13 protein-coding genes and 1 pseudogene are annotated in these 14,813 nt (G+C 27.2%); 10 read left to right on the top strand and 4 right to left on the bottom strand.

What is annotated here, in order from left to right; genetic code table 11:
• Position 1 precedes the first annotated feature (1 nt).
• The 8 genes and pseudogenes from murD (at position 2) to hisS (ending at position 9,961) form a co-directional block, all read left to right on the top strand.
• On the top strand, positions 2-1,363 hold the full coding sequence (gene murD / locus BLBBGE_RS01910; RefSeq protein WP_012840912.1) for a UDP-N-acetylmuramoyl-L-alanine--D-glutamate ligase: 1,362 nt from the start codon (positions 2-4) through the stop codon (positions 1,361-1,363).
• Positions 1,350-2,570, top strand: a complete 1,221-nt coding sequence (locus BLBBGE_RS01905; protein WP_012840911.1) for an FtsW/RodA/SpoVE family cell cycle protein — start codon at positions 1,350-1,352, stop codon at positions 2,568-2,570. Before murD ends, BLBBGE_RS01905 begins: the two co-directional genes overlap by 14 nt.
• Entirely contained in the window at positions 2,567-3,673 is a 1,107-nt protein-coding gene (gene murG / locus BLBBGE_RS01900; protein WP_012840910.1) for an undecaprenyldiphospho-muramoylpentapeptide beta-N-acetylglucosaminyltransferase, read from the top strand. Before BLBBGE_RS01905 ends, murG begins: the two co-directional genes overlap by 4 nt.
• Positions 3,670-5,040 (top strand): UDP-N-acetylmuramate--L-alanine ligase, encoded by a 1,371-nt coding sequence (murC, locus tag BLBBGE_RS01895; protein ID WP_012840909.1) that lies wholly within the window; start codon positions 3,670-3,672, stop codon positions 5,038-5,040. The genes murG and murC overlap by 4 nt, the downstream gene beginning before the upstream one ends.
• 48 nt (positions 5,041-5,088) lie before the next feature.
• On the top strand, positions 5,089-5,763 hold the full coding sequence (locus BLBBGE_RS01890) for a cell division protein FtsQ (RefSeq protein WP_226989453.1): 675 nt from the start codon (positions 5,089-5,091) through the stop codon (positions 5,761-5,763).
• Between the two features lie 4 nt (positions 5,764-5,767).
• Entirely contained in the window at positions 5,768-7,144 is a 1,377-nt protein-coding gene (ftsA, locus tag BLBBGE_RS01885; RefSeq protein ID WP_012840907.1) for a cell division protein FtsA, read from the top strand.
• A gap of 11 nt (positions 7,145-7,155) precedes the next feature.
• A pseudogene (ftsZ, locus tag BLBBGE_RS01880) lies at positions 7,156-8,205 on the top strand (cell division protein FtsZ); the annotation flags it as partial.
• A 343-nt stretch (positions 8,206-8,548) separates the two neighbouring features.
• On the top strand, positions 8,549-9,961 hold the full coding sequence (gene hisS / locus BLBBGE_RS01875; protein WP_012840905.1) for a histidine--tRNA ligase: 1,413 nt from the start codon (positions 8,549-8,551) through the stop codon (positions 9,959-9,961).
• Here the strand turns inward: hisS and pnuC are convergent.
• Complete coding sequence (pnuC, locus tag BLBBGE_RS01870; protein WP_343203857.1) at positions 9,956-10,591, bottom strand: nicotinamide riboside transporter PnuC; 636 nt, start codon at positions 10,589-10,591, stop codon at positions 9,956-9,958. The genes hisS and pnuC overlap by 6 nt on opposite strands.
• On the bottom strand, positions 10,588-11,226 hold the full coding sequence (locus BLBBGE_RS01865) for a 4'-phosphopantetheinyl transferase superfamily protein (protein WP_012840903.1): 639 nt from the start codon (positions 11,224-11,226) through the stop codon (positions 10,588-10,590). The genes pnuC and BLBBGE_RS01865 overlap by 4 nt, the downstream gene beginning before the upstream one ends.
• A gap of 72 nt (positions 11,227-11,298) precedes the next feature.
• Between BLBBGE_RS01865 and BLBBGE_RS01860 the strand changes: the two genes are divergently transcribed.
• Positions 11,299-12,309, top strand: a complete 1,011-nt coding sequence (locus tag BLBBGE_RS01860) for an Mrp/NBP35 family ATP-binding protein (RefSeq protein ID WP_012840902.1) — start codon at positions 11,299-11,301, stop codon at positions 12,307-12,309.
• Positions 12,310-12,334: 25 nt separating this feature from the next.
• On the opposite strand, the gene BLBBGE_RS01855 is transcribed toward BLBBGE_RS01860, so the two are convergent.
• Together BLBBGE_RS01855 and murB are read right to left on the bottom strand one after the other, a co-directional pair.
• Positions 12,335-13,135 carry a purine-nucleoside phosphorylase gene (locus tag BLBBGE_RS01855; protein WP_226989452.1) on the bottom strand — a complete coding sequence of 267 codons (801 nt, stop codon included), beginning with the start codon at positions 13,133-13,135 and terminating at the stop codon, positions 12,335-12,337.
• Positions 13,136-13,251: 116 nt separating this feature from the next.
• Complete coding sequence (murB, locus tag BLBBGE_RS01850; protein WP_012840900.1) at positions 13,252-14,271, bottom strand: UDP-N-acetylmuramate dehydrogenase; 1,020 nt, start codon at positions 14,269-14,271, stop codon at positions 13,252-13,254.
• A gap of 78 nt (positions 14,272-14,349) precedes the next feature.
• On the opposite strand from murB, the gene BLBBGE_RS01845 reads away from it, so the two are divergent.
• Entirely contained in the window at positions 14,350-14,604 is a 255-nt protein-coding gene (locus BLBBGE_RS01845) for a YtxH domain-containing protein (protein WP_012840899.1), read from the top strand.
• Positions 14,605-14,813 lie beyond the last annotated feature (209 nt).

Raw genomic sequence — 14,813 nt, 5'->3', positions numbered from 1 at the left:
AATGAAAAAAAAACTCATAGTAGTATTGGGTGGAGGAGAAAGTGGGGTAGGAGCTGCTTTATTAGCCAAAAAAAATGGATTAAAAATATTTTTGTCTGATTCAGGAATTATTTTAAATAAATACAAAAAAATTTTAATAAAAAATAAAATTTCTTTTGAAGATCAAGGACATACAGAAAGCATAATAACTCAAAAAGCTATAAAAATCATAAAAAGTCCTGGAATTTCTAGAAAAAACTCTTTTATAAAAAGAATTAATTTTTTGGGAATTCCTATTCAATCCGAATTAGAATTCGGAAAAAGTTATCTAGACCACTCCTATATTATAAGTATAACAGGAAGTAATGGAAAAACAACGACAAGTTCCATAATTTATAAAATCCTTAAAAGAGAAGGAATTGATGTCGGAATCGCAGGAAATATTGGACGTAGTTTTTCTAAAGAAGTTATAAAAAAAAAAGACGTTTATGTATTAGAAGTCAGTAGTTTTCAATTAGATGATTGTCAAATATTTAGATCAAATATTGCAGTTTTGTTAAATATTACAGAAGATCATTTAGATAGATATGATGATATAGAAAGTTACATGCATTCCAAATTTAAAATAGCAACTTTGCAAAAAAAAGAAGATATTTTCATTTATAATCATGATGATCCTCTCATAAGAAAAGGATTAAAAAAGTATCCTATTTTTTCTCACTGTATTCCTTTTTCTATAAAAGAAGAATTACATATTGGTGCTTACATAAAAAATAACAAAATATTTATTCGAAATCAAAAAAATCAGGAAATATGTTTTTTTAATGTGAAAGATATTCCTTTAATAGGAGATCATAATCTATATAATATTATGGCTTCATTAATGATCTCCGAAATATTCAACGTCAAAAAAAAATCAATAGTTTCTACAATATTAAAATTAAAACCTATAGAACATCGTATGGAAAAAATACTCAGTATAAATGGAGTTCAATTCATTAACGATTCTAAAGCCACGAATGTTCATGCCGTGTTTTCTGCATTCAAAAGTATGAATGGACCTATTATATGGATAGCTGGAGGAAAAGATAAAGGAAACAATTATATAGAATTAATTCCCTTGGTTCAAAAAAAAGTGAAAGCTATAATTTGTTTGGGAATAAATAATGAAAAAATTTATAATTTTTTTAAAGATATTATTGATATTATTTTGGAAACAAAAAGTATTCAAAAAGCTGTTTATATGGCTTACATATTGTCTTCTCATGGAGATAATATTTTGTTATCTCCTGCTTGTTCTAGTTTTGATCTTTTTAAAGATTATAAGGAAAGAGGAAATCAATTTAAAAAAGAAGTCAAAAAACTTTTTTATGAAAGAATATGAGAAAAATAGAGATTTTTTCAACAGTTATCTGAAAGGAGATAGATATTTATGGGCCTTTATCTCTTTATTAGCTATATTTTCTTTTTTACCAGTATATTCCGCTAGTACAAATTTAGTCACTACATATGGAGGAACAAATACAGTTTTTAGTTATTTGTTCAAACATGCTCTTTTTCTCTTAGTTGGATTTTGCATTCTTTTTTTCACTCAATTTATAGACTATAAATATTTTTACCGTATGTCTATATTTTCTATGCCTGTAGTGTTCATTTTATTAGTTTTTACTATTAGTCAAGAAAAAGAATTGGATGGAGTCAATGCTTCTCGGTGGTTACATATTCCCATTATTAATATATCTTTTCAAACTTCCAGTATTGCTGGATTAGTTCTTTTTATTTATTGTGCTAGATATTTGGCTAAAAAAAAGACAGAACGTATCAATTTTATCAACTCTTTTTTTTCCTTATTGTTTCCTATGTTTTTTATTATTGGACTGATTTTCCCCGCTAATGGTTCTACTGCAGTTATTGTTTTTATTTCCGTTTTAATTTTGCTTTTTATAGGAGGATATCCATTAACAGGTGTTATGGGAGTTTTATTGATGGGGATTCTATTTGCAGGAATCTATATTTACTCTGTCATAAAATGGGGAGATAAAAATCCTATGAATAGGGTTTATACATGGAAAAGTCGTATAGAAAAATTTTTGGATCATGAATCTGAAGAAAGTTATCAAATGAAACAATCTAAAACAGCTATTGTTTTAGGAAAGAAATTTGGTCGTGGACCTGGTAAAAGTGTTTTAAAAGCTTTTCTTCCACAATCTTCTTCTGATTTCATTTATGCTATTATAATAGAAGAATATGGATCTGTTGGAGGAATAATCCTTTTATTTATTTATCTTCTAATTTTGCTTAGAATTATGGTAATAGCTACGAAGGTAAAAAATTATTTTTGCTCTTTGTTGGTATTAGCTGTTGGTTTTCCTATTATTAATCAAGCACTCATCAATATGGGAATAGCTGTTGGTTTATTTCCAGTAACAGGACAAACTTTACCATTAATTAGTGCTGGAGGAACTTCCATGTGGGTTACTTTTTTTAGTTTTGGGATCATATTAAGTGTTAGTAGAATCATATATGAGGATTCAACTCATACTAATAATTTAGTAAATAAAACAAATTATAATAATTATAATTCATCATGAACAATAATATTTCACCTAGAATAATTATTGGAAGTGGAGGGACTGGTGGACATATATATCCGGGAATAGCTATTGCAGACGAACTGAAAAAAAAAATTCCAGGAACCAATATTTTATTTATTGGATCTAAAAAGCATATGGAAATGAAAGAAATTCCTAAGTTTGGATATTCTATAGAAGGAATTTGTATTTCAGGAGGAAAAGATAAATTTTTTTCTATAGAAGGCTTCATTTTATCTATACAATTGATATATAGTTTTTTCTTGGTAAATAAAATTATCAAAAAATTTTCTCCAGACATAGTTATTGGAACAGGAGGATTTGTAAGTTTTCCTACTTTATATGCAGCCAAAAAAAATAAAATCCCTATTCTCATTCAAGAACAAAATTCTTTTCCTGGATTAACTAATAGAATATTTTCTCGTTATGCACATAAAGTATGTGTTGCTTATGAGCAAGCAAAGAAATATTTTCCAAAAGAAAAAACCATAATAACTGGAAATCCAGTTAGATCTGAAATGTTCCAATTACCTAGTAAAAAAAAAGCTTGTATTCACTTAGGATTAAAGGTGGAAAGACCTATTATTTTATCTATAGGGGGAAGCCAAGGTTCCAATAGTATGAATAATGCTTGGATAAAAGGTTTAAAAAAGCTAATAGAATTAGATATGCAACTTATTTGGCAAGTTGGTAAATTAGATATTCATAGAATGAAAAAAAATAAAATGTCTCATCATTCAAATTTTATTTTAATGGATTTTATTGAAAACATCCCGATATGTTATGCTGCTGCAGATATCATCGTGTCTAGAGCTGGAGCTTTAACTATATCAGAAATATGTTTAATAGGAAAACCATACATATTAATTCCTTTCCCTTGGTCTTCCGATGATCATCAAAATAAAAATGCTAGAATATTAGAAGAAAAAGAGGCGGCTTTAATTATTAAAAATGAAGAGATAGAGCAAAGATTAGTGGATTCAACTATACAATTAGTTAATGATTCCAGAATGAAAAAAAAAATGAGTCAAAATATTCTGCAATTAGGAAAACCTAGAGCTACAAATGATATTGTCAATGAGATTTTACAAATTATTTTATGAACTTAAACCAAGTTGATTTTTTTTATTTTCTAGGAATAGGAGGAATGGGGATGAGTTCCCTTGCTAGATATTTTCATTTTATGGGAAAAACAGTTTGTGGTCATGATAGAATTAGAACTAGTTTGACTCAACAATTAGAAAAAGAGGGAATATCCATCAATTATTATGATTGTATAGAAATGTTACCTAAATGGGTATTGTCTCAAAAATGTTTGATTGTGTATACTCCAGCAATTCAAAATCATCATAAACAATGGATCTATTTAAGAAAATATGGGAAAAATATTAAAAAACGTTCTCAAGTATTGTCCTTGATTACAGAAAATCAAATTTGTATAGCCATAGGAGGAACACATGGAAAAACAACGACTTGTACCTTGCTAGGACATATTTTATATAGTGCAGGAATTTCTGTAACGGCTTTTTTAGGAGGAATATCTGAAAATTATAAATCTAATATCATATTGAATGGAACCAAAATTTTTTTGGTTGAAGCAGACGAATTTGATCGTTCTTTTTTATATTTATCTCCTAATATTGCATGTGTGACGTCTTTCGATCAGGATCATGTGGATACTTATCCAAAAAAAGAAACTTTAAAAAAGGCTTATATAGCTTTTTTAAACAGAATCAAAAAACCATATAAAAAAATTTTTCTTTGTAAAGAAGAGTCTTTTCCATTAAAAAACGCTATATATTATTCAGTGATAAAAAAAGAAAGTTATTATTCAAATCATCTTTCTATAAAAGGAAATGAATGGTATTTTGATTTTCATACTCCTACAGAAACATGGAAATCTTTGCCTTTACCTATTCCAGGAATACACAATTTAAAAAACGTAACAGCAGCATTGTCTATATCTGATTATCTAAAAATTAATCAAGAAAAAGTAAGAAAAGCTTTGTTTTTATTTCAAGGAATCAAAAGAAGATATTCCATACATTATCTATCTAAAAAAAAAATATATATAGATGATTATGCACATCATCCTACAGAAATAAATGCTTTGATTCATACTGTTAAAGAGTGTTTTCCAAATAAAAAAATATTGGGTATTTTTCAACCTCATTTGTTTAGTCGAACTAAATTTTTTGAAGAATCTTTTGCAAAAAGTTTAGAACATCTTGACATTTTAATATTATTAGACATTTATCCAGCTAGAGAACTTCCCATGAAAGGAATTAATTCCAATAATTTATTAGAAAAAATAAAAATGAGTTCTAAAAATAAAGAAATATCTACTTTATCCAAAGTTTTAGAAAAAATCAAAGAAAAACATTTTGATATTATTCTAACAATAGGTGCTGGGGATATAGATACCTTAATCATTCCTATAAAAAAATGGTTGTATAAACGATATGGATAAATGAAAAATAAATTCTTTATCCTGATTTTATTATTATATATAATTTGTATGGTATCGCTTTTTTATTTTTCTCAAAAAATACATAAAAACAGAAATTTCAAACAATTCAATATCGTTATTGATCCCTTATCCAAAGATCATTTTGTAAATGAAGAAATCATTAAAAATATTCTATTTTCTAAAGTAGAAAAAATTGAAAAAAAAAATCGGTCAATTATGTATATTGATAATGGAAAAAAATTAAATAATTATCCTTTTATAAAAAGATCTGAAGTGTTTCTGAGTGTAGATGGAACCCTGAATATTCAAGTTTGGCAGAAGGAACCCATTTTAAGAATAAAAAATGGAAATCAAGAATATTATCTGACCAAAGATGCAGAAAATTTAGAACTTTCTCCTTTTTATTCGTCAAAAGTTATTTTAGCAAAAGGGATTTTTTCAAAAAAAGAAAATAAATATTTAGCGGACTTGGTCCAATTTATAAACTCTGATGAACTACTCAAAAATCAAATTATTAGCATCAAAAAAAATGATCATAACTTATTTATTTTAATTCCAAAAATAGGAAATCATCATATTATATTAGGAAATATCAAGAATTTTAAAAATAAATTGAATAAATTAAAAGCATTTTATAAGCAGTACCTAAATAAAATAGATATTAATCAATATAAAAGTATTGATTTGCAATATAAAGACCAAGTAGTCGCAAAAAAAAGATAAGTCTATGGAATATCAAGATATAGCTATAGGTCTTGATGTGGGGACCACAAAGATTGTAGCTATGGTAGGAAGGAGAAATGAATATAATAAAATTGAGATCTTAGGCATAGGGAGATCTAAAAGTATAGGTGTGCATAGAGGAGTTGTAAACAATATAACTCAAACAATTGAAGCTATTCGTGAAGCCGTATCTGAAGCAGAACATAGTTCTGGTTTAAAAATAAAAGAAGTTATTGTTGGAATAGCAGGACAACATATTAGAAGTCTACAACATAATGATTATATTACTAGATTAGATTTTGAAAATGTAATCAATCAAAAAGATATACAAAAATTAATAGATCAAGTTCATAAATTGGTGATGCTTCCAGGAGAAGAAATCATTCATGTCCTTCCACAAGAATATAAAGTGGATAGTCAAGCAGAAATCGGAGAACCCATTGGGATGTATGGAAGTCGTTTAGAAGCAAATTTTCATGTAGTGGTAGGACAAATCTCTTCTATTCGTAATATTGGAAGATGTGTCAAAGCAGCCGGATTGAATTTAGCTGGAATGACTTTAGAACCTTTAGCCTCTGCAGAGGCTGTATTAAGTACCGAAGAAAGAGAAGCAGGTGTTGCTTTAGTGGATATAGGAGGAGGAACCACTGATATTGCTATATTTAAAGATAACATTATTCGTCACACGGCTGTCATTCCTTTCGGTGGAAACGTTCTCACTGAAAATATTAAAACAGATTGTTTGATTATTGAACGGCAAGCAGAATTATTAAAAATAAAATTTGGATCTGCATGGCCTGGAGAAAATAAAGATACAGAAATTGTTTGTATTCCTGGATTAAGAGGGCGTGATCCTAAAGAAATTTCTTTAAAATATCTTTCCCAAATTATCCATAAACGAGTATGTGAAATTTTGGAACAAGTGAATGTGGAAATCAAAAATTATGGAAATGAAGAACAAAAAAAAAGACTGATTGCAGGATTAGTGATGACAGGAGGAGGTTCTCAATTAAAACATATTCGTCCTTTAACAGAATATATTACTGGAATGGATGTACGTATAGGTTATTCTAATGAACATATTGCAGGAGGAGAAAACGGTCTTATAAGTAATCCAGAATATGCTACATCTATAGGGTTAGTCATTAAAGGACTTGATGATAAAAAAAAATATCTTTGTACAACAGATATGGGAAAGGGGCATATACATGATGAAAATCATACTTACGAGTTTATTTCTACGAAATTTTATAATAAAAACCAGAAATTAAATTCTGAAGAAAATTCGGATCATTCAAAGAAAAAAAATAAAAAAAAATCAAAATCTTTTCTTGAAACTTGGGCAGATAAATTTCGTCAAATATTGAATGACACAGAATAATAAACAATGAAATGCAAAAAGAAGATTTTATACAACAAAAAAAAGAGAACGTTCAATTTGGATTTTCTAAAAATCGTTCAGCTGCAATCAAAGTAATTGGAGTAGGAGGTGGAGGAAGTAATGCTTTAAGTCACATGTTTGAACAAGGAATTACTGGTGTAGATTTTATAGCATGTAATACGGATGCGCAAGCCTTAAATAATAACCCAGTTCCTGTAAAAATTCAATTAGGAGCTTCTATTACAGAAGGTCTAGGCGCTGGAGCAGATCCAGAAGTAGGAGAAAAGGCTGCTTTAGAAAGTCTGGAAGAAATAAAAAGTGTTCTAGATTCTAATACTAAGATGACATTTATTACAGCAGGAATGGGTGGTGGAACAGGAACAGGCGCTGCTCCAATTATTGCAGGAATTTCTAAAGAAAAGGGAATCCTCACTGTAGGAATTGTTACAATTCCATTTCATTTTGAAGGAAAAATGAGATTACAACAAGCTCAAAAAGGAATAGAAGCATTAAGAAAAAATGTGGATTCTCTCATTGTAATTAATAATGATAAATTGAGAGAATTATATGGAAATCTAGGATTCAAAGCGGGATTTGCAAAAGCAGATGAAGTTTTAACTACTGCAGCTAAAGGAATTGCAGAAGTAATCACTCATCATTATAAACAAAATATAGATTTAAGAGATACTAGAACTGTTCTGAAAGAAAGTGGAACAGCTGTTATGGGTTCTGCTATTTCTGTTGGGGAAAACAGAGCCAAAGAAGCTGTAGTACAAGCTTTGGATTCTCCATTATTGAATGATAATAAAATTACGGGAGCTAAAAATGTTCTTCTGCTTATTGTTTCAGGAAGAATAGAAATTACTATAGATGAAATTGGAATTATCAGTGATTATATACAAGCCGAAGCAGGAAACAATGCTAACATTATTATGGGAATAGGAGAGGACGAAAGTTTGGAAGAAAGTATTTCGGTAACTATAGTAGCTACAGGATTTCCTACTGAAATTCAGAGAGTCATTGATCACGAAGAAAAAAAAATTTTTCATAGATTAGAAGAGCCTTATGAACAAAAATTAACAAAAATAGAAGAAGTTCATTCTTATTCTAAACGAATAGATCCTTGTTCTACAAAAGCCTCAAAAACCTATTCCAATCATTCAGAAAAACTTTCTTATAAGAAAGAAAATTTTTCATCCAATCAAAAAAAAAGCATTTTTGATCAAGCTATTAATTCAAATTTTGTAGAAACAAAACAACATAAAAAATATATGATGTTAGAAGATAATTTTGATCTTCCTATTTCATACAATGAAAAAATATTAAAAAAACATACTCATACTCGTAGAAAAGAAAATAATCAAAATGAAAAAATTCAATGACTTTTAATATTGATTATTGATTATGGAGTCACCTAATATTCCCAAAGGGACCAGGGATTTCTCATCAATAGAGATGAGGAAACGAAATTATTTAATTCAAACTATTAGAGAAAAATTTGAGCTTTTTGGTTTTTTTCCGATTGAAACCCCTTCTTTTGAAAAGATTTCTACTCTGATTGGAAAATATGGAAAAGAAGGAGATTATTTGATGTTTAAATTACTTCATTCAGGTCATGTTTTAAAAAAAAGAATTTCAGATGTTTTTAGAAGAATTAATAATAAGGAAAAAACAGTTGATGTTACAAAATTTTTAACTGAACATATATCTAATAAAGCTCTTAGATATGATTTAACGGTTCCTTTTGTTCGTTATGTGGGAATGCATAAAAATGAAATAGTTTTTCCTTTTAAAAGATATCAAATTCAACCTGTATGGCGTGCTGATAAACCTCAAAAAGGTAGATTTAGAGAATTTTATCAATGTGATGCAGATATTATTTCATATTCTTGGTCTTTATGGAAAGAAATAGAATTAATTCAACTTTGTGACGAAATTTTTACCAAACTGAATTTTCCTATCATCATCTATATTAATCATAGAGATATATTAGGAGGATTAGTTGAAATTTCTGGTATAAAAAATAATTTATGGAAAGATTTTACTACATCTTTAGATAAATGGGATAAAATTGGACGAGATTTAGTTAAAAAAGAAATGCTGGGGAAAGGGATTTCGTCTCAATCATTTGAGAAAATAGCATTTTTTTTCGATATGAAAGAAAATTTTTATAAAAAAGAAAAATATTTAACTGTAGCTTTTCAATATTCTAAAAAAGGAAAAAAGGGAATCAAAGATCTTAGTTTTATTTATCAAAATATAAAAAGTATTTCTTTACAAAACACAAAATTGGAATGGAATATTTCTTTAGCCAGAGGAATGAATTATTATACAGGTACAATATTAGAAATTGTACCATTTCATAATAATAGTTCTTCAAATTCGATTTCTATTGGTGGAGGAGGAAGGTATGATCAATTAGCTAATTTATTTGGAATGAAAAATATTTCTGGAGTAGGAATTTCTTTAGGTTTAGATAGAATTTATTTAGCTATGGAAAAAGAAAATTTGTTACAAACTATTTCTAATTATCCTTCAAAAGTTTTGTTTATTAATTTTGGAGATGAAGAGGTTTTGTATGCGTATAAAATGATAAAATTTTTGAGAAAAAAAGGAATTTCCACTCAGTTATATCCTCATGCTGTTCAAATCGGGAAACAATTTAGATATGCTAATGAGAATAATATTCCATTTACTATTAGTATAGGAAAAAATGAAATTCAAAGAAATAAAATAAGAGTAAAAAATCTTAAAGAAAGAACAGAAAAAGAATACGATCATATCAATGATGTTGTAGATCAATTAAAATCATTATAAAATTTGAAGTGCTTTTTTTTTCCAAATAAAAAACCCTCCTATAGCCAATAAAACAAGAATGATAAATAAAATTCCTGTCAATACAAAACCTTTCAAAAAATAAAGAGGAACGGAAATTCCGTTTCCAATCATCCAAAATATCCAGTTTTCTACTTTTTTCATAGCCATTTGATACATACCAGAAAAATAAATCCCTGTTGTCAATACATCCATCCAATCAGAATGGGATTTAAGTTTTCCATGAAAATGATAAACCATTATACTGCAAATACAGGTAAATAAAAACAAAATAGCCGTGTTTAAATAATCTTTTTGATTGCAAAAAGTGATAGGAATTTCTTTGTTTTTTTTATCTTTTTTATGTAGCCAGACATACCATCCATAAAAACTCATCACCGTGTAATACAAATTAATAATAAAATCACCGTAAAGAGAAGTAACAAAAGTTAAATAACTATATATTATAGTACTTACTATTCCTATTGGATATACCCATATATTATTATTTTGAGCAAAAAAAACACTAAATACTGTAAATACTACAGCTGTAAATTCTAAAATTATATGAGAAATATTGCTATTAGAATAGGGGGATAAAAGGATATCAATCCAATCATTCATTAGATTCATTTATCTATAATATAAACTAAGTAATGTTCTTCTATTTTTCGATAAAAAGCAGAATATTTCTTACTATAGGTTTTTTTTATAATCCAGCATGATATGCAAGAATCTTTTTTAAGGCAAAAAGGAGAAACTTTATAATGATCTAAAAAACTATAAAAAATACCACCTTCTAATTTGTACAAACTTTCTTTAATTCCCCATATGATATGCAGATAATCCTCTTCATAATTTGGATTAATAAAAATAGATTCATCTTCTCTAAGAAATTTTTTCTTTATTTTAACTATTTTATGTCGTAATTTTTCTATATCTATTCCTATATGGTAAGAACTTATAGCTATGGCAATTTTTTCAAAAGAATGACTTAAGGAAATATATTTTCCTTCAGAAAAAAGAAAAGGTTTTCTTTTTTCATTATAAAAAATATTCATTTTCATGCCTATATATCTCAGAGCATAACGAATTCCTAAAAATTCTCTTTTTCGTTTTTCCGATAAAGATAAAAAAAACATTTTTTCTTTATCGGAAAGAATTCGCTTTTCTAGAAACATGTTTTCTAAAAAATGTTCCCATCTAACCCATCTAAAAACTATAATCTTTGTATGAAGGTTATAAAATTTATAGGGATAAAAATCCATACGATTTTTAGTATTTTTTTTTAAATCTAGCCATTTTTTTTTGTACTATTGTGAATCCTATCAAAAAAATGTATGAAAAAAAAAATTGAAAAAGCATTAGAAAATGTTTTTATTATTGATAATCAGAAAAATATTATTGAATCTGGTTTTGTAAAAAAGATAGATTTATTGAGTCATAAAATAGTAATCTATTTGAGTTTATCTAATCCCGCTATGCATTTCAAAAATAAACTAATAAAAGATATAACCCATTCTATAAAAAATCAAAATATATCAGATCCAATATGTATAAAAATAGAAATGAAATCAGATCCTAAAATCAAACCTGTAATAAAAAACATAATAGCTGTAGCTTCTGGAAAGGGAGGAGTTGGAAAATCTACAATAGCAACTAATATAGCTGTATCTTTAGTAAAAATGGGTTTTCATGTTGGATTATTGGATGCGGATATATATGGACCTTCTATTCCATTAATGTTTAATCTAGAAGAAGTAGATATCCATACAAAAATACATAAAAATGGTATGATGAATCCTATTATGAGTTATGGAGTAAAAATTCTATCTATAGGTTTTTTTTCCAAATATGGACAAGCTATTGTTTGGAGAGGGCCTATGGTCACTAAAGTTTTGAGACAATTTATTCATGAAACGGATTGGGGAAAGTTAGATTTTTTAATTGTAGATTTACCACCAGGAACAGGGGATATACATTTATCTCTTTTGCAAGAGATTTCATTAAAAGGAATTGTTATAGTTAGTACATCTCAAAAAATAGCGTTATCGGATGTAAACAGGTCAGTAGGAATGTTTCGTATTCAATCTATTTCTGTTCCAATTCTTGGAATTATAGAAAATATGTCTTATGTTCTTACAAAAGAAAGTAAAGAAAAATGTTATTTTTTTGGAAAAAATGGAGTCAAAAATTTTTCCAAAAAAATGAATCTTTTTTTCCTTGGAGAAATTCCTATGTTACAGGAAATACGAAAATATTCAGATTTGGGAATTCCTGGGGTTTTAAAAAACGATAAAATTAAAAATATTTTTCTAAAAATTACAAGAAATATTATAAATCAATTATAGAACTCTCTTCTCTATTCGAATCTAATTAGAAACAAAGTTTTATAAATTCTTTGACTATTAATATTAGAAGAGATATAGATTTTTCCGTTTCTTGAAAAAATGTATTTCTAGAATCTGCATTCTTTTGAATCTTAGGTTCAGATAAACCCATCCCCATCACAATAATGGATATGGCAAATACTCGTAGATTCATACATCTAGCAGTAATGACATCTGTTACTATATTCATTCCAACACTATCTCCCCCCATAGATCTTATCATAGCATATTCTGCATAGGTTTTATAATTAGAATAGGGAAAAGCTACATAAACTCCTTTTTGGATAATTATATTATGATTCATGGCTATATTTTCTGCAATTTCTAACATTTTTTGATCATATGGTTCTGTGATTTCAAAAAATCGATTTTTTATCAAATCATTTATATTAGGGCTTTCTGGAAAAAAATTGATATGATCTTTAACCAACATTACATCTCCCATTTTATAATTGGGGTTCACTCCTCCAGAAATATTAATCAATATTAATTTATCGATTCCTATATGTTTACACAAAACAATAGTAAAATAGTTTGTCCTATTTTCTTCAGAAAAAGGTTCTATTAAAAAAACCACATTTTTCCCTTCTATTTGACCAAATAAAAATTTTCCATATAATTTTTTTTTCGAAAAAAGGGGAATTTCTTCATAAGAAATGCATATAGGATTTTGAATCTCCTCTATTAGTTTATCAAACTGACTTCCTAATAATAAAATTCCAAAATCAGGTTTTTCTTTGATTTTGTTTTGTATGTATTGTTTTGATTTTTCTAAAGTCATAGTCATTGACATAAATTCAAATTTTTATCAAATTACACGGGACGGAACTCCCCAACCCCCCTTTAAAAAGGGAAGAATTAAGATCAAATTGTTTTATGGATTTTTTTTGATTCATTTTTGACTTATCGTATGATATTTACTTCTCTTGATAAAAGAATGTTCAATTTTTTTTTGATGTCTTTTGTTATTTTTTCTGAAAAAGAATATATATCCATTCCACTAGCTTTTCCATAGTTGACTAAAATTATAGGTTGTCTCTCATATACTCCTACATTTCCAATTTTTTTTCCTTTCCATCCTGTGCTTTCAATTAATGAGCTAGCAGATAATTTGACTTTATCATTAGAAATATCATAACCAATAATAGCGGGATATTTAGATTTTAGTTTTTGAAAATCCAAAATACCCACTATAGGATTCAAAAAAAAACTACCAGCATTTCCAATTTTTTTGGGATTTGGAAGTTTACGATGTCTAATATTAAAAATTGCTTTACTTAAATCGTTAATAGTAGGTTCTTTAATATTCATATTTTCTAATTCTTTTTGAATTTCCACATAGGATGTATTCAATTTTTTATATTTTTTCTTAAAGAAAAAAACAGATAAAATTAGAAATTTATTTCTGTAATGAGGATTTTTGAAAAATGAAGAACGATATTTGAGTTGACATTCTTCACGTGTAAATTCTATTATTTTTTGATTATCAGTTTTATACGTTTGAACTTTGAATAAAGAATCTTTGATTTCTGTTCCATATGCTCCAATATTTTGAATGGGAGCAGCTCCAACTGTACCAGGAATAAATGATAAATTTTCTAAACCGCTAAATCCTTTTTTTATGGTCCATTTTACAAATTCATTCCAATTTTCTCCAGCAAAAGCTTGAACAATCACTTTAGAATCATTTTCCTGAATCACTTTTTTTCCTTGAACCCCCATTTTCATGACTAATCCTGGATAATAATTTTTTAAAAAAAGAATATTACTTCCATTTCCCAAAAAAAGTTTTGGAATGGATGGATATATATCAAAAATTTTTTGAATTTCTTCTATACTTTTCACTTCTACAAAATAACGAGCATAAACATTTATTCCAAATGTATTAAATTTTTTGAGAGAAAAATTTTTTTTAATTAACATGTGAAAAATATTTCATAAATACACAAATACAATTTTGTGCGTAAATTTATCCGTAAAAATATAAAATTGTTATTCTTTATGAAAAGAGGAGGAAGTTTTTTTTGGGGAGTTATTCTAGGAACCATGGCAGGTTTAATAATGGGAATTCTGTTATCTCCAAGAAAAGAAGAAAAAATAAAAAATATACTAGGAAAGAAAACAGAAGAATTAAGAGAAAATCTGCAGAAAATTAGTAAAAAAATTGGTCAAAAAGTATATCGGATCAAATCCGATGTTGAAGCAAGGTGGAAAAAAATAAAATGGATAAAGAAAAATAGATCAAGTAGAAGATGAATTGGGGACTTAATAAGTTTTTTATTTTTTTATGTTCATTTTTATTAGAAATTTTCTACATAAAAAATGGTGTATTTTAAAAAATGAAGTTATTCAAGTATTGATTTCCATCATGACAGAGATTTTTTTTAATTTTTTTTTGTTGATATTTTGTATTATTATTTTTTTTTTAGGAAGTCTTTCTTTATGTTTTTTTCTTTCCTTCTATT

It is taken from the genome of Blattabacterium sp. (Blattella germanica) str. Bge, from assembly GCF_000022605.2.
Lineage (GTDB): Bacteria > Bacteroidota > Bacteroidia > Flavobacteriales > Blattabacteriaceae > Blattabacterium.
This window is presented reverse-complemented; position numbering and strand designations above follow the sequence as displayed.